Origin of the sequence: Noviherbaspirillum pedocola, from assembly GCF_016632335.1 — a bacterium.
Taxonomy (GTDB): Bacteria; Pseudomonadota; Gammaproteobacteria; order Burkholderiales; family Burkholderiaceae_D; genus Noviherbaspirillum_A; species Noviherbaspirillum_A pedocola.
Genome location: NZ_JAEPBG010000002.1, coordinates 358,072 through 380,685, shown reverse-complemented (window position 1 = coordinate 380,685; position 22,614 = coordinate 358,072). Strand labels below are relative to the sequence as shown.

At 61.6% G+C, this 22,614-nt stretch carries 18 protein-coding genes and 1 tRNA gene; 4 read left to right on the top strand and 15 right to left on the bottom strand.

Translation table 11 applies throughout. From position 1 onward, the window contains the following. The first annotated feature begins 11 nt into the window (after positions 1 to 11). Positions 12 to 926, top strand: a complete 915-nt coding sequence (locus JJB74_RS06920) for a LysR substrate-binding domain-containing protein (protein WP_200591082.1) — start codon at positions 12 to 14, stop codon at positions 924 to 926. Between the two features lie 84 nt (positions 927 to 1,010). Here the strand turns inward: JJB74_RS06920 and JJB74_RS06915 are convergent, their stop codons facing one another. From JJB74_RS06915 to JJB74_RS06895, 5 genes are all read right to left on the bottom strand, one after another. Further along, the gene (locus JJB74_RS06915) at positions 1,011 to 1,610 is read right to left on the bottom strand and encodes an RBBP9/YdeN family alpha/beta hydrolase (RefSeq protein ID WP_200591081.1); all 600 of its coding nucleotides are present in this window, start codon (positions 1,608 to 1,610) and stop codon (positions 1,011 to 1,013) included. A gap of 228 nt (positions 1,611 to 1,838) precedes the next feature. Further along, positions 1,839 to 2,984 (bottom strand): acyltransferase family protein, encoded by a 1,146-nt coding sequence (locus JJB74_RS06910; RefSeq protein ID WP_200591080.1) that lies wholly within the window; start codon positions 2,982 to 2,984, stop codon positions 1,839 to 1,841. Positions 2,985 to 3,726: 742 nt separating this feature from the next. Continuing rightward, a complete protein-coding gene (locus JJB74_RS06905) occupies positions 3,727 to 4,392 on the bottom strand; it encodes a phosphatase PAP2 family protein (protein ID WP_200591079.1) in 666 nt (221 codons plus the stop codon). 448 nt (positions 4,393 to 4,840) lie between these two features. Next, the gene (locus JJB74_RS06900; RefSeq protein ID WP_200591078.1) at positions 4,841 to 6,028 is read right to left on the bottom strand and encodes an acyltransferase family protein; all 1,188 of its coding nucleotides are present in this window, start codon (positions 6,026 to 6,028) and stop codon (positions 4,841 to 4,843) included. A 797-nt stretch (positions 6,029 to 6,825) separates the two neighbouring features. After that, positions 6,826 to 6,918, bottom strand: a tRNA-Leu gene (locus JJB74_RS06895). 131 nt (positions 6,919 to 7,049) lie between these two features. On the opposite strand from JJB74_RS06895, the gene JJB74_RS06890 reads away from it, so the two are divergent. Together JJB74_RS06890 and JJB74_RS06885 are read left to right on the top strand one after the other, a co-directional pair. Further along, on the top strand, positions 7,050 to 7,868 hold the full coding sequence (locus JJB74_RS06890) for a YdcF family protein (RefSeq protein ID WP_200591077.1): 819 nt from the start codon (positions 7,050 to 7,052) through the stop codon (positions 7,866 to 7,868). Positions 7,869 to 7,955: 87 nt separating this feature from the next. Continuing rightward, the gene (locus JJB74_RS06885; RefSeq protein WP_234484015.1) at positions 7,956 to 8,732 is read left to right on the top strand and encodes a S1 family peptidase; all 777 of its coding nucleotides are present in this window, start codon (positions 7,956 to 7,958) and stop codon (positions 8,730 to 8,732) included. A gap of 70 nt (positions 8,733 to 8,802) precedes the next feature. Here JJB74_RS06885 and JJB74_RS06880 read toward each other — a convergent pair whose 3' ends face one another. From JJB74_RS06880 to JJB74_RS06850, 7 genes are all read right to left on the bottom strand, one after another. Further along, the gene (locus tag JJB74_RS06880; RefSeq protein ID WP_200591076.1) at positions 8,803 to 9,027 is read right to left on the bottom strand and encodes a hypothetical protein; all 225 of its coding nucleotides are present in this window, start codon (positions 9,025 to 9,027) and stop codon (positions 8,803 to 8,805) included. A gap of 342 nt (positions 9,028 to 9,369) precedes the next feature. After that, on the bottom strand, positions 9,370 to 10,800 hold the full coding sequence (locus JJB74_RS06875; protein ID WP_200591075.1) for a mannose-1-phosphate guanylyltransferase/mannose-6-phosphate isomerase: 1,431 nt from the start codon (positions 10,798 to 10,800) through the stop codon (positions 9,370 to 9,372). A gap of 63 nt (positions 10,801 to 10,863) precedes the next feature. Continuing rightward, positions 10,864 to 12,111: a pyridoxal-dependent decarboxylase, exosortase A system-associated gene (locus tag JJB74_RS06870; protein WP_200591074.1), complete on the bottom strand. Its 1,248-nt coding sequence runs from the start codon at positions 12,109 to 12,111 to the stop codon at positions 10,864 to 10,866. Then, complete coding sequence (locus JJB74_RS06865; protein WP_200591073.1) at positions 12,108 to 13,709, bottom strand: acyl-CoA ligase (AMP-forming), exosortase A system-associated; 1,602 nt, start codon at positions 13,707 to 13,709, stop codon at positions 12,108 to 12,110. Before JJB74_RS06865 ends, JJB74_RS06870 begins: the two co-directional genes overlap by 4 nt. 12 nt (positions 13,710 to 13,721) lie before the next feature. Next, positions 13,722 to 15,080: a PEP-CTERM-box response regulator transcription factor gene (prsR, locus tag JJB74_RS06860; RefSeq protein ID WP_407672293.1), complete on the bottom strand. Its 1,359-nt coding sequence runs from the start codon at positions 15,078 to 15,080 to the stop codon at positions 13,722 to 13,724. Next, positions 15,071 to 17,164 carry an XrtA/PEP-CTERM system histidine kinase PrsK gene (gene prsK / locus JJB74_RS06855; protein WP_200591071.1) on the bottom strand — a complete coding sequence of 698 codons (2,094 nt, stop codon included), beginning with the start codon at positions 17,162 to 17,164 and terminating at the stop codon, positions 15,071 to 15,073. The genes prsR and prsK overlap by 10 nt, the downstream gene beginning before the upstream one ends. Positions 17,165 to 17,183: 19 nt before the next feature. Next, the gene (locus JJB74_RS06850) at positions 17,184 to 18,578 is read right to left on the bottom strand and encodes a TIGR03013 family XrtA/PEP-CTERM system glycosyltransferase (protein WP_200591070.1); all 1,395 of its coding nucleotides are present in this window, start codon (positions 18,576 to 18,578) and stop codon (positions 17,184 to 17,186) included. 502 nt (positions 18,579 to 19,080) lie between these two features. Here JJB74_RS06850 and JJB74_RS06845 point away from each other — a divergent pair. Then, a complete protein-coding gene (locus JJB74_RS06845) occupies positions 19,081 to 20,229 on the top strand; it encodes a GNAT family N-acetyltransferase (protein ID WP_200591069.1) in 1,149 nt (382 codons plus the stop codon). Between the two features lie 180 nt (positions 20,230 to 20,409). On the opposite strand, the gene JJB74_RS06840 is transcribed toward JJB74_RS06845, so the two are convergent. From JJB74_RS06840 to JJB74_RS06830, 3 genes are read right to left on the bottom strand one after another with little or no spacing between them, the layout of a single operon-like run. Beyond that, complete coding sequence (locus JJB74_RS06840; protein WP_325170102.1) at positions 20,410 to 21,285, bottom strand: hydrolase 1, exosortase A system-associated; 876 nt, start codon at positions 21,283 to 21,285, stop codon at positions 20,410 to 20,412. Further along, positions 21,282 to 22,115 carry a hydrolase 2, exosortase A system-associated gene (locus JJB74_RS06835; RefSeq protein ID WP_200591068.1) on the bottom strand — a complete coding sequence of 278 codons (834 nt, stop codon included), beginning with the start codon at positions 22,113 to 22,115 and terminating at the stop codon, positions 21,282 to 21,284. Before JJB74_RS06835 ends, JJB74_RS06840 begins: the two co-directional genes overlap by 4 nt. Then, entirely contained in the window at positions 22,115 to 22,363 is a 249-nt protein-coding gene (locus tag JJB74_RS06830; protein ID WP_200591067.1) for an acyl carrier protein, read from the bottom strand. The genes JJB74_RS06835 and JJB74_RS06830 overlap by 1 nt, the downstream gene beginning before the upstream one ends. Positions 22,364 to 22,614 lie beyond the last annotated feature (251 nt).

The window sequence follows — 22,614 nt, the reverse complement described above, 5'->3', positions numbered from 1 at the left end:
AAGGAATCCCGATGAATTTTCAGCAGCTGCGCTATGTGCGCGAAGCAGTGCGCAACAACCTGAATCTCACCGAGGTGGCCGGCGTGCTGTACACCTCGCAGTCCGGGGTGAGCCGGCAGATCAAGGACCTCGAGGATGAGCTAGGCATCGAATTGTTCGTACGCTCGGGCAAACGCCTCGTTGGCGTGACCCGCGCCGGCGCCGGGGCGATCGAGATCATCAAGCGCATCCTGGCCGAGACCGAAAACCTACGCCGGTACGCCGGCGAATATGCAGGTGTAGACGCTGGGCGCATCGTCATCGCGGCCACGCATACGCAGGCGCGCTATACCCTGCCACGCGTGATCGAGCGCTTTTCCAGTGAATTTCCGAAAGTGAAACTCGAGCTGCACCAGGGCACGCCGCTGCAGGTGGCGGCGATGCTCACCGAGGGCGCGGCTGACATCGGCATCGCCAGCGAAGCGCTGGGTGTAGCCGAAGGACTTGCCTCGCATCCCTGCTTTATCTGGTCGCATCGCGTGGTGGCGCCGGAAGGCCATCCGCTGCTCAAGCTTGCGCCGGCCCGGCTTACCGATATCGCGCAATACCCGATCATCACCTACAACCAGCAATTCACCGGCCGGGCCTGCGTCGATGCCGCCTTCGCTGCCGCTGATATCCAGCCGGACCTGCGCCTGACCGCCATGGATGCGGACGTGATCAAGACCTATGTGCGCCGCGGCCTCGGCGTGGGCATCGTGGCCGAGATGGCGCTGGAAGACATGGAGCGCGAGGGCTTGCGCGTGGTCGATACCGAGGAAGGATTGTTCGGCTCCTGCACTGTGAGGGTCGCTACCCGCAATGGGAATTTCCTGCCGGCCTTCGTGCATCGCTTCATCGAGATGCTGATGCCGGCTGCTGAGGACGGGGTGAGAAAGGCGGCGTAGCGCCACGCAACCGATGACGGTATGCGCGGGATGGCTTCCTGAGGACGATTACACGCTCGCCCTGCCCGCGTCCCGGAAACCGCTTCAGGCAGCGGGCCGTGTTTCTCCATCTGCATCAGGCTGTGAATTGCAGGCGCAACGCGGCGTCGGTATGCGTGCCAGAAGCACCTCGAACAGCGCCGCTCCCTGCGGCCAGTCGCCGATACCGGAATCGGCATTGATATGTCCAAGCGCGCCGGCATCAATAAAATCGGCGCCCCATTGCCGCGCCCACCAGGCAGCGGCGTCGGCATCCATCCAGGGATCATTGCGGCTGGCCACCAGCGTCGCCGGCCGCTCCAGGCGCAGCGAGCGCAGCGCCGCGCCGAGGCCGAAACGTTCCGGATCCGCCGGCGCGACAAGAAACAAACCGTGCAGATTGCGCGCGCTGGTCGCAGCGCAATGCAGCGCGGCGAGGCAGCCGAAGCTGTGCGCGACGATCACGCTGCCGCGCGCCGAACGACGCAGCGTGCTGCCGATGCGCGCGGACCAGGACAGCAGATCGGGAACATCCCAGTGCTCCTGCTCCACCCGTTCAAAGCGCGGCTCATATTGCTGCCACCGCGTCTGCCAGTGCTGCAGCCCGCTGTCATGCAGGCCCGGCACCATCAATATACGAAAGCGTTTGTGCTCCGTTCCAAACATCGCTTACTCCTGCGACGGGCCACCGGCGTGACCTTGGAGTCTCGCGCGCAGGCAAGCAGTTGGCTGGCATAGTGCTGCTGGAAACGTAAGGGTTGGAAGCGTGATGAGTGAGAAAGCAAGCATGCTGCGCGAAAGAGAGTTCACAACGGCGCTTAGCGTAATCGCTCACGGCGCTCGCCTCAACCAATCATTCCCTGTTTGCTTATGCCGTCGTCGAATAAACACAGTTCAGGTGCCCGCCGCATCCGCTGAGGGACTTTGCCGCTTGCGCGCGGCAAGCAGCGCGCGGCGCACCGGCGCGTCGGCTACGCGGTCGATGTACCAGACCAGTGGCACCAGGGCCGCCACGAAAACCATTCCGGTCCATGGCGCATGCCGGTTCAGAAAAGCGCCGTGACCGGCCAGGTCAAAGACGCGATCGAGCAATTCCTTCAGTGGAGAATGCAGCACATAGATGCCATAGGAAATGGCGCCCAGAAAGCTGCACACGCGCGCGAGCGCCGGCGAAGGCTGGCAGTGCATTGCCAGGTAAGTCAGCGCAGGAAATACCGCCACCACGATAAAGAAATCGAAATACGGCTTGAAGTTGTCAGCAGGTCCGAGCTTGAGCAACAGCGCCGCGGTGAGGAGCAGCAGCGCGGAAAGCGCAGTGCCGAGCGCGCCCGCAATCGGTGGGCGCTGCCGCTCGGCGTCAATGCGGTGCAGCAGCACGCCGGCAAAAAAGGAATAGCCGACGCGCACCGCGCCGCCGGCAAAGTTGTGAATGCGCCATCCGAGATCCAGCGTGTGCTTGTAGCCAAAAACGAGGGCGAATGCCATGCCCAGCGCAGAGAGCGTCATGATCGATATCAGGGCGCGCTTGCTGAGTCGGCGGACAGTCAGCGCATAGGCGAAGTTCGCAAGCAGTTCGAAGAACAGCGACCAGGATGCCGGATTCAGCGGGAAGGCGAATAACATCGGCGAAGCCGCGATATTGGGCAACAGCAGCAGGCCGAAGACGACGGCGTAGATGGGGCTGACGTCAGGTGGATGCCCGAGCGTCAGGGCCACCAATCCGAGCGCCAAGCCCAGCAGATAGAACGGATACAGGCGCACATAGCGCACCCACGCGAACTCGAGAAAGCTCATGCCACTTTCAAGCCGGCGCGCATAGGAGTTCGCGATGACCACGCCGCTCAGCACGAAGAACAGGTCGACAGCGAGATAGCTTTCCTGTGCAGTGATCGGGTGGAAATAGTCATGGACGTGGTAAAGAATCACCATCAATGCGGCAACGCCGCGTATGCCGTCGAGCAGTTCGAAATAGCGACGTGCTGGCTTGGAAGGCTGGATGGCGGCATCCATCCCTGGGACTGGCTTTACGTTCGAAGTCATGAGGCAGATCAGGCCCGAAGGCGAATAGGAACGAGAGACAGAAGCGCATCAAACGCTTCAGGCGAACAATGTGACCCGACGGGACCGTATGCGATCGCGGTATCAGCCTGGCGACCCGGTATGGCGCTGTGGCGCATGGATACCGGCGCCGCTGGCGCGGCTGGCTATGGTTCCATTGAGATCCGGCGCGCCGCCCGCCTGTGGCTGCCCGAGGTCAGACAGCCGACGTCATCGTACGAATTGTTATGCCGAAGGTAACACCGGGCTGCCAATGCCGCGATGGCGTCGAGCAAGGGAGTTGATGCACGTATAACTCGCGCGTAGAAATGATTTCCGAAGGGAACTCCGCTGCAGAAGCGCGACACGATTTACCAGGGCTAAAAAAAATCCCGGTTCAACAGCAACCGGGGGAATGCGGCGACTGCTGCTAACGCAGTCTTGTAATGCCGGTGAACAGTGGCGTCCGTCCAGTTATCCAGCCTGTTTCAGCGCCTGAGCTGGCGCACCGCGGAACCAATATATCGGCGGAGCGGTTGAGCGGGCGCGCCTGAAAGCTTCAGTTACAACTATTGCAAATCAGGCAGAACAATGATGCAGAAAAGAAAAAACCCCGCAGGTCTGGCGACGCACGGGGTGAAAGACATTGTTGCATTTGCCTATGGAGGGTAGGCAAACAGGATTATCGGTGCCTTGTCTGACAATGTACTGACGATATTGCCCGGCGCAACGATCGAAGATGCCCTCAATGCCAGAAATGCGCGGATCGGCCTGAGATCTGCTCATCGCCATCCACCAGTGGCGGATAGCCCAAATCGTTGCGTGTATAGGGAGCGCTGTGCCCGGACAGGCTCAGCGCAACCCGCTCCAGCCATTTTTCGGTCGGGGCACCCGGCGTGCCGGTCATTGCCAGCAGGGGCAAGGCTGCAGCCAGTAGCAGATGGCGGGGAAATGCCGGGCGTGGTGAACGCTCCAACAGTGCGAGGAAAGGTAGGCTGATGACGATTCCCAGCAGGCAGCCGGTCACTACCTCCGAAACGGAGTGCACATGCACGGCGAGGCGGGAAATGCCGATCAGGATGCCGAAAGTAATGCCGCCGAAAATCGCCAGCATGCGCACGACAAGGCCGCTGTTTTGCGCAAGCAGATAGAACAGCACCGGCGCAATGGCTGCAGCACGCATCGCATGTCCGCTGATTCCCGTGAAATTCCAGTCCCTGCTGCCGATTCCCCAACCGACAAAGGCAAGCTTGGTTGCTGCAACCAATGCCAGTCCGCAGCCGAGCAGCACCGCCCAGACTGCGGTGAGGCGCCAGGCGCGTGCCGATGCGAGGCATAGCATGCATAGCAGCGCGGCGGGGAGAAGTACGTAGGTGTCGGCAAGTTTGGTGAAGAGGGTCCAGGTGGGCATGGTGCGTTTGGCTGGTGTCTATTGGTGATGCATACCACGGGTAAGAACGGGATGGGTTGACCAGACTTGGAAGAGATTAAGGTGGGGAAAGCGTGCGGTTGGAATTTAGAAATTACCGAGATGTTCGAAAAGGCCCACAGGTTGATAAGCAAAGAATGTGAATTTCGCCGAGGCTTCATATTCGCCAGGAGCTTACGCAGGCCGCATCAACGCGGGACGCCTCATGTTCCGCATTTCCCGGCACTAATTGATCAGTCGCCGTGACGAGGGATACATGGCTGCTGCGCCATGGACCGACGAAAATTGCGCTCAATGGAAAAACAGTGAAGATGCATTAAACGCCCGGTTCGTCCTTCCGCAGGGATCATAATAGGGCAGCATGAGCCTGCAACTCGCCTGGGCGTACTTTGATAAAGAGCGTAGCGTGACACGCGATCCCTATTCAGATTCAAGCCGGCGCGCTGTCTTTTGTTTGAATTCCATCAACGACTTCAATATCTACCAGAGCCTTTGTTAGCCTCGGATTCACAACCTTCGGCCGTCTTGCGGAATCAAGGGAAAGCGGACGCTCAATAGCAATGAACATAAGGGCTGACGCAACAAGGGTCCAGAGGAACATGGCTATCATTAGGCCCGCAAAAAATACGATGCCCTGCTCACGGGGAGGGAAAAATGTCATCAGAATCAAAAATGCGGCTTTTAGTGCCAGACCATGCACCAAATAGTAGGAATAACTCATATTGCCAAGCCAGCGCAGCCCAGCAACACTGAAAGCACGGGCAAATACACTGGAGGAACGGGCAAAACAGGTATGACAAACGACAAAAAATGTGGCGAAAAGGATGGCTGCTTTTAATGTTGCACCAAACGGACCAGGGATAGGGACCAGTGTGCATAATAAACCGAGCATTAGGCTTGAAAAGGCCAACGCGCTGCCAACGGAAGAAAAAAGCCGGTGCTCAATGACGTCATAGAGCAGAATGCCTGAAACAAACATGAGTAATCTAGTCGGTCCGCCATATTGAGCGCAAGCAAGCGCGAATACTACTGTTAGCGTGACAAAAAAACCGATACGCCATCCGCATGGCATGCCGCGGAGTTTGAAGATGCTTATTAATGCGGGTAGCGAGATGTAATAAAACATCTCATAACTGAGAGACCATGCAACGGTAATAATCGGTGTGATAGGGAGTAATCCCGGCAGCAAAAGAAAGTTCGCCGCCAAATACACGAACGCGTCAAAAAGTCCGCCCGGCAGCTTGCTTTCTGTAGGAAAAAGCAACGATAGGACAATATACGTGATAAGCAAAAACGTGAAGACCGGGTAGATACGACGTATGCGACGCTTAATGAACGGCACAAATTTCTGTTCGCGCGAAATTAACGAGCCATAGATTAAGTATCCGCTGAGCACGAAGAACAGATCGACCCCGGAATTGCCCACCGTGTGCAAGGCATGAGCAACACTGGCAAGGGCTGTATTGCCTCTCAGCCACGGCGTGACCAAAGTTACGTAATGGACGACAAAGACGAGAATTACAGCAAAACCACGCAGGCCTTCCATTGAACGCATGTTGCTGCTCGTATCGCCGCGGTGCAGCTCGAACTGGTTTTGCAGGTAGCTGAGGCTACTCATTTTTTCTCCCCCACGATGTCTTTGTCCTGTTCAGCCGCTCCGGTTACCAGGGCAAAGTGATAGTAACATGACAATACTACCTTTCTAAAAAAACCGATTAGTTCATGCGATACCCGAGAGAGACAACAAGACGTGCCCGTAACGACAAGCGCTCGTCAACTTTGCGGCGCAGACATATCGTGGCAAGCGCCATCCGTTGATAGCCCTTCCATGGACGCAAAACTCGTGGTCGAAATGCCTGTATCTTGCGGCACTACAAAATCGATATTTTAGGTATCTCGCCAAGTTTCCATTTGAAAGCGCATTTCTGAAGACGAACTTGCTACGCAATTATGCTGTTACTTGCATGCTTTTCTCAATAATCCCACGGGCATTTCTTAAAAGCGCAGGGTTCTTTAGCTTTCGCAATCTCAGTCAGCTCTTGGAAATCTGGACCTTCGCCCGAATTGACCCCCATGACTGAACGCTAATAGATGCGTAAACGCTGCAAACATACTGTGTTCGCGCCACGTTAAGCGTTTATCCAACATCGCTGATCAAGTCACTTGTGCGGGTTAGGCGAAACGCCAAGTAGTTCCGGCGAGGCTTTTATATTTGAAGTGCAGGTACTTTTCTTAAGCCGGAATGTTCGACTTAGGGAATTGCGTTGGTAAGTGCCTTCTACGGCCTTAAACGAGGCTATACGGTACGAGTCAGGTTTGCGTGGTACCAAGCCCAATTGATCAAGCTGCAAGGCCACCACCTATACGAAACCGCAGGGTGGTCCTTAAAAGCCGAAACCTACCCAACGCAAAATCTGGTGCCCGAGACCGGAATCGAACCGGTACGCCCCCTCTCGGGTAAGCGGCGGATTTTAAGTCCGCTGTGTCTACCAATTTCACCACTCGGGCGCGGCAAGGCCGAGATTCTAGCACGGGGCGGCAGCGTGACTTGTTAATTCTCCGCCATCGTTTCCCCTGCTCTTGACGCCGCTGCGCCGGCTGCGGTCTACTCTGCCCGCCCGCCTTTTCGAATGCCTTCCATGAGCCTCAATCCGCTACTTGCGCTGATCAATACGATTCCGCGCGATCTGATTCTCCCGCCTTCGAGCCTGTTCCTGCTGATCGTCGTCGGCCTGGTGATATGGCGGCGCTGGCCGCTGGCCGGGCGCATCATCGCCGGCGCTGCGCTGGCGGCGCTGGCTTTTCTGTCCACCGCCGCCGGCGCACGCTTTTTCGTCGCGCCGCTGGAACGCCTCACCACGCCGCTGCAGTCGCTGGACCATACCGGCGCACAAGCCATCGTCGTGCTCGCCGCTGGTCGCTTGCAGAATGCGCCCGAGTACGGCGGCCGCGATATTCCCGACTACGTCGCGCTGGCCCGGCTGCGCTATGCGGCGCACCTGCAGCGCTACACCAAACTTCCTATTCTGGTGACCGGCGGCAACGGCGCCAGCGGCGTCGATCCGGATGCCGCTGACCGCGCCTATTCGAAGGCGGATGCAATGGCCGTTGCGCTGCGTGAAGACTTCGGCGTGCCGGTCAAATGGGTGGAAACGCGCTCGCGCGATACCGGTGAGAACGCCTCCCTCAGCGCGGCGCTGCTGCGCGCGGACGGCATCCGCCGCATTCTGCTCGTCACCGATGCGATGCACATGCCACGCGCCCGCGCTGCCTTCGAGCGCGCCGGGCTGGACGTAGTCAGCGCGCCAACCATGTTCTTCAGCAACCAGCCGCAGCATGTGGACGCCTGGCTGCCAAGCGCCGAGGGCATGCGCCGTTCCTGGTATGCGCTGTGGGAATTGCTCGGTATCGCCTGGTATCGACTGCGCGCATCGGGCGCGGAACCCGGTGCGCTTTGATTCTCTGCAACCCCGTCCGCCTGCCCGCCGGCTATGCTGCGCGGGCTAACCGTTTCTTTACAACATCAAAAACAAGGATTCGATACGATGCTTTCCCTGTCCCGGCGCGCCTGCCTGCTAAGCGCCCTGCTGCTGGTCTCGCTTCCGCTGCCGATGAGCGCTCACGCCGATGATCTGGTCGATGTGGTCAAGCGCGTCAAGCCAGCCGTTGTCGCGGTCGGTACCTTCGAGCAAACCCGGAGTCCATCAGTGGATTTCCGTGGTACCGGCTTTGTCGTCGGCGACGGCTTGTCGGTGATCACGAATGCGCATGTATTGCCACCGGCGCTGGATGAAGCGCGCAAGGAAACGCTGGGTATCTTTACCGGCGATCCGGCGGCGCCGCGCTTCCGCCAGGCTACCGTCGAGGCGATCGACCGGGAACATGACCTGGCGCATCTGCGCATCGGCGGTCAGCCGCTGCCAACCATGCCGCTGCAGGATTCGGATGCGGTGGAAGAAGGCCAGACCCTGGCATTCACCGGCTTTCCGTTGGGTTTACTGCTGGGCTTGCGGCATGTGACGCACCGGGCGCTGCTGTCGGCAAAGACGCCGATCTCGGTGCCGGCAACGAGCGCGAAGCAGCTCGATGCGAAGATGATTGCGCAGATGCAGCGCTCGCCGTTCGCGGTGTTTCAGCTCGACGCCACCGCTTATCCGGGCAGCAGCGGCAGCCCGCTGTACGATCCGAGCACCGGCGGCGTGGTCGGCATCATCAACATGGTGTATGTGAAGGGCATGAAGGAAAACGCCATCAGCAATCCCAGCGGAATCACTTACGCAATCCCGAGCAATTACATCCGCAAGCTGATGGCGAACAAATAGGCCGAAGCGGATTCGTCTTGGCCGGCTCAACGCTGCAACAGCGTCTCGACCCGGCCAGGATGAAGCCGCTCTATGCCGAAGGGCGTCTGCGTTCGGCCGGGCGCAACAGCACCCGCATGGCGACGTCAAGGTGGATGAAGTTGTCCTTCAGGAAGGCAGCCGCATGCTCGGTGCCATATTCCTTTTGCAGCATGATGCCGGTCTCGACGATGTGCGCGCTGAGGAAGTCACGTCGCACGAAGCGCGGTGGAGGAATCAGCTTGTCCTGCACCGCCGTATGGTTGTCGATATTCATTCTGGAGTCTCTCTCGCAAGGCCTGCGCAAAAGCGCTGACCGGTTTGCCAACCGCGGCCGGGTTTCCCAGCCGCGTCCGCACCCGCGCTCTTCAGTTAGCAAGGGCCGTGCCTGACAAATTTGCGTAGCGATTCAGAGACTTAGGCGCAAAGTTTCACGCAGATGTAAAAATCATCGACAAGCCACATGGAAAGATTTGAGAGGCGGCGGCAACGCCTTGCCACCGCCTCAGGGTTTTTCCCTATATACAGCGCGGGTTTAAATCGATGTTACCGCGCAAAGTTAATCTTTCGTTAACGGATACCGTCTGTAAAAATTGCCGACAAGATACATCCCGGATGACTACTGCGGGACACGCTGATAGACATCCTCGAAACGCACGATGTCATCTTCGCCGAGGTAGCTGCCGGACTGTACTTCGATGATATCGAGCGGCATCTTGCCCGGATTTTCCAGGCGATGCGTCACGCCAATCGGGATGTAGGTGGACTCGTTTTCCGAGAGCAGCTTCACCGTCTCGCCGCAGGTGATGCGCGCGGTGCCACGGACCACGACCCAATGTTCGGCGCGGTGATGATGCATCTGCAGCGACAGCTTTTCACCCGGCTTGACCATGATGCGCTTGACCTGGAAGCGGCTGCCCGCGTCGATGCCTTCGTAATAGCCCCAGGGCCGGTAGACGCGGGTATGGTTCAGGTGCTCGCTGCGCCCTTTCTGCTTCAGATGCTCCACCACCTTCTTCACCTGCTGCACCTGGTCCTTGTGCGCCACCAGTACGGCGTCGTCGGTCTCGATGACCACCAGGTTGTCCACGCCGATGAGCGCCACCATGCGGCTTTCCGCGCGCACCAGCGAATCGCGCGCGCCATCGACATAGACGTCGCCGCGCAGCACATTGCCGTTCTCGTCGCCCTTCTGCACTTCCCACAACGCGGACCAGGAACCGACATCGCTCCAGCCGAGCGCGGCCGGCACGACGACGGCGCGATCGGTGCGTTCCATGACCGCGTAGTCGATCGAGTCGGACGGGCAGCTTGCGAAGGCGGCTTCCTCCAGGCGGCAGAAATCGAGGTCGCCGTGGCGTCCCTCGATCGCGCTGGCCGCATGCTCCGCGATCGCCGGCGCCAGGCGCTTGAGTTCTTCGAGGTAGCGGCCCGCTTCGAACAGGAACATGCCGCTGTTCCAGCTGTAGCCGCCATCTTCGATGAAGGATTGCGCGGTGGCGGCGTCCGGCTTCTCGACGAAGCGCTCGACCGCATAGCAGCCGTCGAAACCCTGTAGAGCGGCACCGCGGCGGATGTAGCCATAGCCAGTCTCGGCGGCGGTCGGTTCGATGCCGAAGGTCACCAGCGCGCCGCTCTTGAGCGCGACTTCGGCAGCCTTGCCGACAGCGGCATGGAAGGCGGCCACATCCTCGATCATGTGGTCGGCCGGCAGCACCAGCATCAGCGCCTCGGGATCGCGCGCCATCAGGAAATTCGCTGCGACGGCAACGGCCGGCGCGGTGTTGCGGCCTTCGGGCTCGAGCAGGATCGCGGTTGGCTTGATGCCGATCTGGCGCAGCTGCTCCGCCACCAGGAATCGGTGCTCATCGCCGCAGACCAGGACCGGCGGCTGCATCTCCGGCCACTCGGCCACGCGCAGCGCGGTTTCCTGCAGCATGGTCTTCTCGGTGACCAGCGGCAGCAATTGCTTGGGCAGGGCCGCGCGGGACAGCGGCCAGAGCCGGGTGCCGTAGCCGCCGGACAGAATGATGGGATAAATGTTGGCCATGCTTTTTCCTCTCTTATAAGCTCCCCGGCGCAGCGCCGTGATGCAACGTAAACACTCAACTGTTCAGACCAGTACCTCAGCCGCCGGTTGGCGGCTCAGAAAATTCGCCGGGCTTGCGCTCGGCCCGTAGGCGCCGGACTGGAATACCACCACCAGGTCGCCGACATCGGCATGCGGCAAAGGCATGCGGTCGGCCAGTGTATCGAGCGGCGTGCACAGCGGCCCGACCACGCTGACCGTCTCCAGCGCCGCGCCTTCTCCATCGACCGCCATGCGGTTGCCGATGGCCACCGGATAATTCTTGCGTATCACCTGCCCCAGATTGCCCGAGGCGGCGAGATGATGGTTCATGCCGCCATCGGTGACCAGGAACACCTGGCCGCGCGAGACCTTGCGGTCGGTGATGCGGGTGACATAGATGCCGGCTTCGCCGACCAGGTAGCGACCGAGTTCGATGGCCACGCGCGTGCCGGGCAGCGCATCCGATATCCGCGGCAGCATCGCGGCGAGCTGCTCGGACACCGGCGCCAGGTCCAGCGGCGCCTCGCCGGGGAAATACGGTATGCCGAAGCCGCCGCCGATGTTCAAAAGCGCAATCGGCGCCGGCGCATGCTCGGCCAGCCGCTGCGCCAGTTCGAAGGTGTTGCGCTGCGCATCGACGATGGTCTCGGCCGACAGACTTTGCGAGCCGCTGAAAATCTGCAGGCCGTGGAAGTCCAGCCCCATTGCGCCGATCTCGCGCAGCAGCTGCGGCGCGGCCTCGGCATCGACGCCGAACTGCTTGGCGCCGCCGCCCATCTTCATGCCGGAGGACTTCATCTCGAAGTCCGGATTCACCCGCAACAGCACCCGCGGCGTAAGCCCCAGACGATCGCCGATCGCCGCGGCGCGCCGCGCTTCATTCGGCGACTCCAGCGACAGCACCACGCCGGCGGCAATGGCCTGCGCCAGCTCGGCATCAAGCTTGCCCGGGCCGGCAAAGCTGATCTCGCCGGCTGGCATCGTCGTATCGAGCGCCACGCGCAATTCGCTGGCCGAAGCGACATCGAAGCCGTCGACCAGGCCCGACATCAGCTGCACCACCGCTGGCATCGGATTGGCCTTGACCGAGAAATGCAGTTCGATGGCGGCCGGCAGCGCGGCGCGCAGTTCGGCCACGCGCTTCTTGATCACGCTGCGGTCATAAGCGAAGAAAGGTGTGCTGCCGACGCGTTCGGCCAGCCGGGTCAGCGGCATGCCGCCGACCATCAGGCAGCCATCGACGGCCTGGAAATGCCGTTGCGGCGTATGCACGGGACGATTGGAATTCATGGTGCAGTCACGTTCGTATAACGCTGTGCCAGCTCCTGCTGCAGCAGCTTGCGGTCTATCTTGCCATTCGGATTGCGCGGCAGAGCTTCTTCGCGCAGCTCGACATGCGAAGGCACCATGTAGGCCGGCAAGGCACGGCGGCAGGCGTCGATGATCTCGGCCTGGCCTGCCGGCTTGCCTTGTCCTTCGTTCGGCACCATGGGCACCGCGGCTACCGCGATGCTCTGCCCGAGCACCGGATGCGGCAGGCCAACCGCCGCGACTTCGAGCACGCCGCCGGCGTCATGAATGACTTCCTCGATCTCGGTCGGGCTGACGCGGTAGCCCGAGACCTTGATCATGTCGTCGCTGCGACCGATGTAGTACAGATAGCCTTCGGCATCCATGCGCACCGTGTCGCCGGACCATACCGCAATTTCCGGCAGCGGCAGCGCGCCATCGCGCGCCGGCGCGGGACGGAAGCGTTCGGCGGTCTTGACCGGGTCGTTCCAGTAGCCGAGCGCGACCAGCGCGCCGCGATGCACCAGTTCGCCGGGCTCATCGGGCGCGCACGGCGTGCCGTCCCCACGCACCACCAGCACGTCGGCATTCGGTATCGCTCGGCCGATCGAATCCGGCCGGCGCCGCACTTCCGAAGGCGGCAGATAGGTAGAGCGGAAGGCTTCGGTCAGGCCGTACATCAGGTATATCTCGGCCTGCGGCAGCAGCTCGGCAAGGCGCGTGACTACCGCGCGCGGCATCGCGCCGCCGGAATTGGTCAGGTAGCGCAGCGTGGCGGCATCCGGCCAGGTCAGCTGCGACAGCTGTATCCATAGCGGCGGCACCGCGGCCAGCCCGGTGATGCGTTCGCGCGCGACCATGCGCACGATGTCGCGCGGCATCAGGTAATTCATCAGCACTGCGGTCGCGCCAGACAGGAAGGCGGTAGTCAATTGCGACAGGCCATAGTCGAAGGACAGCGGCAGCACCGACAGGATGCGATCATCCGCGCGATTGTGCAGATAGGACGCCACGCTCTGCGCGCCGGCCACGAGATTGCGGTGCGACAGCACCACGCCCTTCGGCCGGCCGGTGCTGCCTGAGGTGTACAGGATTGCCGCGACATCGCTGTCGATGCGGCGATGCACGCCTTGCGGCGGGCAGGTTTGCGGCAGCCGGGCGGCATCGATGATGCGCAGTCCCGGCAAGTCGAATGCGCCGGTATCGCCAACCACGATCACGCAGCGCAGATCGGGACAACTCCGCAGGGCCGGCGCCAGCAGCGCGAGACGCTCGCTCGAGGTCACCAGCACGCGCACATTGCAGTCGGCGAGGATGTAGCCAACGCCGTCAGCCTTCAGCAGCGGGTTGACGGGCACGAACGCCGCGCCGGCCGCGCAGGCGCCGAAGATCGCAGCCACGGTTTCGATGCGCTTGTCGAGATACACCGCCACGCGCTCGCCGGCTTCGACGCCCAATGCGAGCAATGCATCAGCCCAGGCATCGGTTTCGCGCGCCAGCTCTGCATACGACAGCCTGCGCTCGCCATGCACCAGTGCCTCGGACTGCGGAGAACGCAGCGCCGAGACCTGGATGAAATCGCTGATGCGCAAACTCATGCAACCATCCGCCTACTTGATGCCATGCCGGCTCATCAGGTCATACAGCGTCGGACGCGACACGCCGAGCAGTTCCGCGGCGCGCACGATGTTGCCGTCGACCCGCGCCAGCGCCTTGACGATGGCCTTGTACTCGGCTTCGTCGCGGACCTGGCGCAGGTTCATGAATTCGTCGGTGGCCGGCGAATCGCCGATGCCGAGGTCCTCACCGACGATTTGCGGACCGTCGGCCATGATGATGGCGCGCTTGATGCAGTTCTCCATCTCGCGCACATTGCCAGGCCACGGGTAGGACTCGATCAGCTTGATGGCATCCTCGGAGAAATGCAGCGAGCTGCGGTTTTCCTGGGCACAGAACTTGTTCTTGAAATGGTGAGCCAACAGCGCCGCGTCGCCGATGCGGTTGCGCAGCGGCGGAATGTTGATGACGATCTCGGACAGCCGGTAATACAGGTCTTCGCGGAAGCGGCCGGCCGTGGCCAGCTCCTTCAGGTTCTGGTGCGTGGCGCAGACGATGCGCACATCCACCGCAATTTCTTCACGGCCGCCGACGCGCTCGATCACCCGCTCCTGCAAAAAGCGCAGCAGCTTGGCCTGCAGCGCCATCGGCAGGTCGCCGACTTCATCGAGGAAGAAGGTGCCGCCGTTGGCGGTTTCGATCTTGCCCAGCGTGGTCTTGGCCGCGCCGGTGAAGGCGCCCTTCTCGTAGCCGAAGAGTTCGCTCTCCAGCAGGTTCTCGGGAATGGCGGCGCAGTTGATGGCGACGAAGCGCTTTTCCGCGCGCGGCGACATCTGGTGCAGCGCGCGCGCCAGCACTTCCTTGCCGGTGCCGGATTCGCCGAGCAGCATCACGCTGGCCGAGGTCGGCGCCACTTTCTCGATGCTGCGGCACAGCTTCTGCATGCCCGGATCGCGGCTGATCACGCCGGCCAGCGGCGAATCGGCGCCGGTCTGCATCATCTTGCGGTTCTCCTTCTGCAAGGCATGCAGATAGAACGCGCGCTTGATGACCAGCCCGAGCATCTCGGGATCGAAAGGCTTGTGATGGAAATCGTAGGCGCCCAGGCCGATGGCCTTGACGGCATTGGCGCGGTCCTGGTTGCCGGTCAAAACGATGACCTTCGCATCGGGCGTCAGCGACAGGATCGCCTGCAGCGTGGCGAAGCCTTCGGAAGCGCCGTCCGGATCGGGCGGCAGGCCCAGGTCCATGGTGATGACCGGCGGCTCATGCCGGCGCACCATTGCCAGCGCTGCTTCGCGGTCGCCCGCGGTCAGGACGTCGTATTCATCCAGGCTCCATTTCAACTGCTTCTGCAGGCCCGGATCGTCTTCAATGATGAGCAAATGGCTTTTTGACTGGCTCACGCCGATTCCTCTTGATGTTCGTCCTGAAGTCGCGCCGCCCTTTCCCCGGCGAGCGGCAACGTGATGGTGAAGGTGCTTCCTTCGCCCGGGCGGCTCTGTACCTCCATGCTGCCGCCCAGTTCCTGCACATACTCCCTGCTTTCAAACACGCCGATGCCCATGCCGGCCGACTTGGTCGTCTCGAAGGGCTTGAACAGGCGGTCGCGGATGAATTCCGCGCTCATGCCGGCGCCGGTATCGATGACTTCGATGACGGCATTGTCGCCGCGGCGATTGAGCCGGATCGTGACCCGGCCTTCGCGGCCGGTGGCGTCGATCGCATTCTGGATCAGGTGGCCGAGCACCCGTTCTAGGCGGCCCCAGTTTGCCATCAGCGACAGATTCCTGTCGACGAGCTCCAGCGTCGGTTGCGGCTCGAAGCCGCGTTTCAGGGCCACGGCCTGCTCGAGCAGCTTGTCCAGCATCAGCGGCGCAACGCCTTCGAGCGAATCGCCGCTGTTGAGCTTGTGCAGCAACAGCTTCATCTTGCGCACCGAGTGGTCCAGGGTTTCCAGCATGTCCTTCTGGAATTCCGGGTTGTTGCGATGCTTGTCGGCATTCGTCACCAGCAGCGACAACTGGAAAATCAGGTTCTTCAGGTCATGCACGATGAAGGTGGACATGCGGTTCACCGATTCGAACTGCCGCGCCACCATCAGCGCTTTGTCCGCCTGCTGCTGCGCCAGATAGCTGGCCGCCTGGTTGCCGGCGATCTTCAGCAGATCCGTGACCTCCCAGTTCAGCCGGATCCGGCTGCGCGGCTGGGACACTACCATGAAGCCAAGCAAACTGCCATGCATGATCAGCGGCACCACCAGCCAGGCGCGGGACAGGCCGCTCAGCCACGCCGGCACTTCGAGACCATCGTACTTTTGCGGGTTCGCGCGCAGCTCGTCCAGGTCCACCACCCATTCGCGCTCCTCGAGAAAGCGGCAGAACGCGCTGCCGGCCGGCTCGACGCCGGCCGCGTCCGGCTGATGCCAGCGCGCGGCGACGATGTAGTTCGATCCCTCGCGCAGCCACAGCGCGCCGGTCGGGCTTTCCACCAGGTTGGCGATCGCCTGCACCGCGCGCTCGCCCAAGCCCGGGCCCTGCTCCGACAGCGTGCGGGTGAAGCGCAGCCATTCCTCGCGGTAATCGTAGTTGTAGCTGTAGAAGTTCTTGCTGATCATCACCCGCAGCTTCGAGCGCATCGTGCCCGAGAACAGGATGCCGGCCAGCAGCAGCAGCGCGCCGGACAGGAACACCACCTGCATCACCGAGCCCCAGCTGCCGCCGAAGAAGCGCAGCCAGTAGCCGGCGGCCGCCATGAGCAACAGGTACAGCGCCGAGCCAAACACCGTGACCGAGTGGAACACCACCCGGCGCGACACCGAGATTTCCATCGACCAGCGCGGATTGCGCGCCGCCGACACCGCGATCAGCGGCACCGCAAGCGCATTGACCAGGCCGCGCGCGGCCCAGATTTCCGCGTTCAGGGCATGGAACAGCATGGCGTCGCTGTACAGGTAGAACTCGTAGACGAACAGGCCGCCGATGCCAAAGCAGGCGAACTTCACCGCCCAGCGTTCCTCGGGCGGCGTGCTGCGGTACAACTGCTCGACCAGCAGCATGCCGATGACGGCGAAGCAGACCCGGCCGACATAGTTGAACAGGAAGTAGCTGGTATCGGTGGCATCGCGCAGCACCCAGCGCGCATACAAGCCGCCGCTCAGGCAAACCAGGTACAGCGCGGTAACCAGCGGCGGACGCATCCAGACGCGCAGCACCGGAGCGCCGTCATCGCGGCGAAATGGCGACAGCACCGTCATCAGGAAGGCAGTCCAGGCGGCAATGCGCAGCACTTCCAGCACATCGGACAAGAGCGACAGTTGTATGCCGTTGGCCGCCTGCTGCGCCACTACCGCGGCCCAGGCGGCGGTGAGACCACTGGCGATCGCCAGCGCCTTGCCATGCAGCCGGCCGCGCCAGCTCGTAAAAAGGAGCGCCGTCAGCAGCAGGAAGGCGGCGGCGGCAATGCCATAACTGGTGGCGACGACATTGATCACCATGGCAGAGCGCCAGCCGCGCTCACCGGCTGCCCTTGGAAAGCAAGACCACCTGCAGCGTGTCCAGCAGGATCAGCAGATCCAGGAACAGGCTGTTGTTCTTCACGTAGTACAGGTCGTACTGCAGCTTCTGCACCGCGTCTTCGACCGAGGCGCCGTACTGATAGCGCACCTGCGCCAGGCCGGTGATGCCCGGCTTGATGCTGTGGCGCATGTTGTAGTAAGGCACCTGTTCGCATAGCTGCTCGACGAAGAACGGACGTTCCGGGCGCGGGCCGACAAAGCTCATCTCGCCCTTCAATACGTTCAGGATCTGTGGAATCTCGTCGATGCGCAGCTTGCGGATCACCCGGCCCACGCGCGTGGTGCGCGGGTCGCCGGTGGACGCCCATTTCGGCGCGCCATCTTTTTCCGCGTCCTTGCGCATGCTGCGGAATTTCAGAACCATGAACGTGTAGCCATCTTCCCCCACCCGTTCCTGGCGGTAAAAAATCGGCGCACCGTCTTCGAGATAAATCAACAGCGCGGTGATCGCGGTCACCGGCAGCGTGCCGATGAAGATCAGCATGCTGGCGAACAGGTCGAAGGCGCGCTTGACCAGGCTGCGCAGGAAACCCTGGTCGAAACCCGTGCCGAAGACGAACCAGCTCGGCTGCAGCGAATCGACGCGGATCTGGCAGGCTTCGCGCTCGAAGAAGGTGGCGGAATCGATGACCTTGATGCCGTTGAGCTTGCAGTCGAGCAGTTCGCGAATCGGAAAAGCGCCACCGCGGCGATTCTGCACAGCGACCACGATCTCCTGCGCGCCGCGCTCGCGCGCAATCGACACCAGCGACTTGCCTACCGGCAGCACGGCGCCCGATGCCACCGCGGGCGTTTCATCCGGCATCGGCACGAAGCCGACGACGTCATATTTGTGATAGCCGTTGTTGTTGGCGGCAAGATCCGCGCATTCCTTGGCAAGCGTGCCCGAACCGAGAAACAGGATGCGCGACTCCAGCAGGCGCGACTCGGAGGATTTGAACAGCAGTACCCGCACCGCCAGGATGCCGCAGGCGGCAATGGCAATCATCATCAGCAGCACGCCGCGGCCGAAGTAGAAGCTCGGCATCATGTAGAACACCAGTGCCGTGATCGCGAAACCCAGCAGGAAGGACGGCATCAGGCGCAGCAACGTATTGCGGAAGCCTTCGCGGAAATCGTGCTGATACATGCCCAGCGCCGTCATCGCAAATACCATCGACAGCGCAAAGGCGATCGCCGAAGGGAAAAACTGCTGGTCTTCGGCGCGCAGAAAACCGGCACCCGGCAAGCGGATCGCCGCAGCGAGATAAGCGGATGCGATCAGGATGCCGATTTCGAGCAGCAATAGCGCCGAAGCGATCTTCGATACGTAATGATTGGAAATCTTTAACACGTCTTCTTACTCCGACTCAATCCGGTCTCGCCGAGGAAACATCCCCGCATGCCGGATACTGATCCATTGAAAATTTCCCTCAGGAAAATATTATCTAGTAACAATATTACTGTAAAGAAATTTATTGATGCGGCATCTCAAAAAAATGGATCGCTTGTTCATGAATGATAATGCTGCAGTGCGGAGTGTTCTTGTCGTAAATACAATGACATGTGCGATTGTCGCATCAATGAAACGTGCAGTGTTACCAAGAAACGTTTCTTTTCTGTCATTGCACCTCTCCTGTCGCGGCGATATGACATTCCTGCAAGTTCCCGAATTCCACCGGTCCGCGCCCCGGGTTCGACTTAGCTCAAGAGGCTGGCCACTTGGATTTCTGCAGCTCAACTTGAATAGTAAAATTGCAATATTTTCGAAATCAGTGCACATGATATCGGTGATATGGTCGATTATGAAACTGAAAGGACCAACCATTGATTTTCTGCAATAGCAATTTCCAAGCATGAGCGCCTCTCCCAGCTTGAGCGGCGGCGAACGTCGCTTCATTACGCCGGCTGACGCCGCTGCGCAAGAATTCGCGGTCTACCAGGACTTGGCGAGCTTGCCACCAGCGGTCCAGTCCTTGTTTCGGGAGGCTGCGCTGCGTGAAGGCTTCTTCGTGAGCCTGCCCTGGCTGGCCAATCTTGCTGCGCATGGCGGTCTGGCTGGCGACGACATGCGCCTGTACACCCTGGGCACTGCGGAGGACGAGCCGCGACTGTTGCTGCCACTGCTGGGGTTCTCCGGCCGCTTTGGTGTGCGCACACTTTCCGCACTGACGAACTGGTACAGCTCGTTTTATGCGCCGCTGCTGAGCGCCGATGCACAGGTTTCGCTTCTGCTGCCGCGCATGTTGCAGCGCATCGTTGCCGAAGGCTGGGACCAGATCGACCTGCGCCCGATGGATGTCGATTCGCCATCGTTCGCCGCCCTGGAAGAAGCGCTGCGCGTGGCCGGGATGGCTGTGCAGCGCTATTTCTGCTTCATCAACTGGTATCTGCAGGTCGACGGTCGCAGCTACGCGGAATATGCAGCCAGCCTGCCTTCGTCGCTGCGCAATACCTTGAAGCGCAAGGAAAAGAGCCTGGCGCGTTCAGGCCGCGCCAGTTTTCGCATCGTCACCGGTGCTGACGACCTCGACCTGGAAGCCGGCATCGCCGCGTATGAAGCGATTTATCGCAACAGCTGGAAATCGCCGGAACCGACGCCGGCATTCATGCCCGCGCTGATCCGCCTTTGCGCGCGCGAGGGCTGGCTGCGCCTCGGACTTGCCCATGTCGACGGCGAACCGGCGGCGGCGCAGTTGTGGATCGTGTGCGATGGCGTGGCATCGATCTACAAGCTGGCCTATGACGAACGCTACGCCGCCCTGTCGATCGGCTCATTGCTCACCGCGCGCATGATGGAGCATGCGATCGATTTGGATCGGGTGCGGGAAGTGGATTATCTGACCGGCGACGATGCCTACAAGCGCGACTGGATGTCGCACTCGCGCGAGCGTTGGGGACTGGTTGCCTACAATCTGCGCTCAGCGCGCGGCATGGCACTGGCGGCGCTCAATATCGGAGGCGGGAAATTCAAGCGCTGGCTGCGCCGCTTGCGAGGCGGTTGAAAAGTTTTTTCGCGTCGTGGGGTGGGCGCCAGCCCACGCGCCTCTCTGATCCACCAGACGCGCAGATATGACCTATCCACATGTTCGATGAAACGCGTGGGCTACACCCACCCTACGCATCGTCCCGATATGCAATCTGCGCGGCGGTGGAAAGCTCGCCCGGAGCATCGCCAATTCCCCCTACCAGCTGCGCAGCCACTCCAGCGTCCATTGCGCCACCTGCTCGCGCCATGCAGCCCGGGAGAAAGTATGGTCCGCGCCGGCCAGCACACGACGGGTGACGCGCCCATCGCGCATCGCGCGACGCCATGCGGGCGCCGCCGCCATGTCCTCGAATTCGCGGGCGGTGAGGTCGGCGCCGCTGATGATGAATAGCGTCTCGCCGGGAAAACGGGTAAATCCCTGCAGCATGCGCTCGGGCAAGGCTGGCGTGGACGCGGCTTTCGGTCCGGCTGGCGAATGGGCCTGCGACTCGGCAGCCGCTCCCTGCCGCGACTTGCCGCCTGCCGCGGAACAGAGGTCGACAAAGGAACGCAGCGCGCCACCGTAATCAAAGCGTCCGCTCGCAATCTTGCGCCACAGACCCGGCTGCACCAGGCGCGACAGGTAATAGTGCTTCAGCGTCGCGCGCGCCGCCCCCTCCTCGGTGCGTGCCCAGGGATTGGCCAGCGCCAGGCCGGTCACCCGGCGATCCTGATGCGCGTAGAACAGCGCGGCCGACGCGGCATCGCACAGTCCCCACAACACCACTTCCCTCACCTCGGGAACTTGTGCGGTGAAGGCATCGACTGCGGCGCGCAGATCGGCGTCGACGGTGCTGAAATCGCGCCGTTCGCCTTCGCTGTCGCCCATGCCGCGATAGTCGAAGCGCATCACCGCGACACCGGCATCGGCCAGACGCCGCGCCAGCAAGGCGAACTGCCGATGGCTGCCAACCCGATACTGCGGCCCGCCGACCACCAGAAGCACGCCGCGCCGCGCCGGCTGCTCCGGCACCGACAGCACGCCATACAACCAGCAATCCTCGCAGGCGAAAGCAATGGCGCGGTCGGTCACGACGCCTCCGATTGCAGCGCGGCCAGCGTCGCCCGCAACAGCGCCGGCGCCTCCTCGATTTCCTGTGTGGCCCAGAACGACGGCCCTTCGACGACATGCTTGCGCAAGTCCCAGCCGGCCTGTGCGCAATGCTGCACCAGGCGTGCACGCCCCGGCGGCAAATCGCGCCCCGCCTGCGACAGCACTTCGAGCCAGTGCACCGGGCAGGAAGGCGCCTGCGTCAGACGCAGGGCATCGATGGCCAGCGCCAGTTCCGGCGCCAGTTGGTATCCGGCAATCTCCAGCGCATTCCCGGCCTCCAGCTCACGGCGCAGGCGATCGGTGCCGCCCTCGCTAGTGCCGCCGGCCAGCATGTCCGCGGCCAGGCGCAAGCGCAGAAATTGCGTCAGATAGGAAGATCCATCGGTCACCGGCTGCCACCACAGCAGGCCGGCGAGTTCACCGGCATCGCGCGTCGCCTCCAGCGCCAGCAGCGCGCCGAGCCGCAATCCCCATAGCCAGACCGGGCCCGGGCATTCGCTACGCATCCAACCCAGCGCGATCCGCATATCGCTTTTCCAGATTTCCCAGCGCGCATCGCCGAATTCGCCGTCGCTGTCGCCGCAGCCGTAGGTATCGATCAGCAGCACGCCGTAGCCGTGCTCGGCGAGCAGGCGTGCCTGCAGCGCGCACATGCGTCGCGCCCGGTTCATTTCCTCGGCAAAAGCCGGCGCCAGCAGCACGGCACCCCGCGCCATGCCATGCGGACGGTGGTACAGGCAAAAGCGCCGGCCCGGCTGCGCGTCCAGGAAGAAGGGATGCGCCGGAGGATGACTGGGCGCGCCCGACATCAGGCCAGCTTGCTGTCGACGAAAGCGGCGAGGCTGCCGAGGGTTTCGAAGACTTCGGCGCTGATTTCATCGTCATTGACGGCGATGCCGAAATGCTCTTCCAGCGCAGTGATCAATCCGATAACGGCCATGGAATCCAGTTCGGGAATCGCTCCCAGCAGCGGGCTCTCCGGCTGCAGCGCGGCGCCGCGTTCGCCCAAGCCCAGGATGTCGGTCACGATGTTTCGTACTTCTGCGATGGATGCCATTGTCTCTATGAATTCGGATGGATACGCACGAAATGCGCCCGCACGGCGGAACGCAAAATGGTCAGTGTTGCAACGCGCGATGATACAGCATGCTGTTTGACATTCAGGCTGGGCGGCATCTGCGTTTCCTCAAAACAATTGCAACCAACGGTGTAATTGTTCCCATCGGGCGCAGCCTTGGTGTAATCTCATGCCAGTCATTCATTAGCATTTTGTAATTCATTCTCCCAGGAAAAATAGAAGACGCAGGC

Bases quoted from the DNA above. Each gene is read 5' to 3' on its own strand.
- JJB74_RS06920 (WP_200591082.1), top strand. From the start codon at position 12: ATGAATTTTCAGCAGCTGCGCTATGTGCGCGAAGCAGTGCGCAACAAC.
- JJB74_RS06915 (WP_200591081.1), bottom strand. From the start codon at position 1,610: ATGTTTGGAACGGAGCACAAACGCTTTCGTATATTGATGGTGCCGGGC.
- JJB74_RS06910 (WP_200591080.1), bottom strand. From the start codon at position 2,984: ATGACTTCGAACGTAAAGCCAGTCCCAGGGATGGATGCCGCCATCCAG.
- JJB74_RS06905 (WP_200591079.1), bottom strand. From the start codon at position 4,392: ATGCCCACCTGGACCCTCTTCACCAAACTTGCCGACACCTACGTACTT.
- JJB74_RS06900 (WP_200591078.1), bottom strand. From the start codon at position 6,028: ATGAGTAGCCTCAGCTACCTGCAAAACCAGTTCGAGCTGCACCGCGGC.
- JJB74_RS06890 (WP_200591077.1), top strand. From the start codon at position 7,050: ATGAGCCTCAATCCGCTACTTGCGCTGATCAATACGATTCCGCGCGAT.
- JJB74_RS06885 (WP_234484015.1), top strand. From the start codon at position 7,956: ATGCTTTCCCTGTCCCGGCGCGCCTGCCTGCTAAGCGCCCTGCTGCTG.
- JJB74_RS06880 (WP_200591076.1), bottom strand. From the start codon at position 9,027: ATGAATATCGACAACCATACGGCGGTGCAGGACAAGCTGATTCCTCCA.
- JJB74_RS06875 (WP_200591075.1), bottom strand. From the start codon at position 10,800: ATGGCCAACATTTATCCCATCATTCTGTCCGGCGGCTACGGCACCCGG.
- JJB74_RS06870 (WP_200591074.1), bottom strand. From the start codon at position 12,111: ATGAATTCCAATCGTCCCGTGCATACGCCGCAACGGCATTTCCAGGCC.
- JJB74_RS06865 (WP_200591073.1), bottom strand. From the start codon at position 13,709: ATGAGTTTGCGCATCAGCGATTTCATCCAGGTCTCGGCGCTGCGTTCT.
- prsK (WP_200591071.1), bottom strand. From the start codon at position 17,164: ATGGTGATCAATGTCGTCGCCACCAGTTATGGCATTGCCGCCGCCGCC.
- JJB74_RS06845 (WP_200591069.1), top strand. From the start codon at position 19,081: ATGAGCGCCTCTCCCAGCTTGAGCGGCGGCGAACGTCGCTTCATTACG.
- JJB74_RS06835 (WP_200591068.1), bottom strand. From the start codon at position 22,115: ATGTCGGGCGCGCCCAGTCATCCTCCGGCGCATCCCTTCTTCCTGGAC.
- JJB74_RS06830 (WP_200591067.1), bottom strand. From the start codon at position 22,363: ATGGCATCCATCGCAGAAGTACGAAACATCGTGACCGACATCCTGGGC.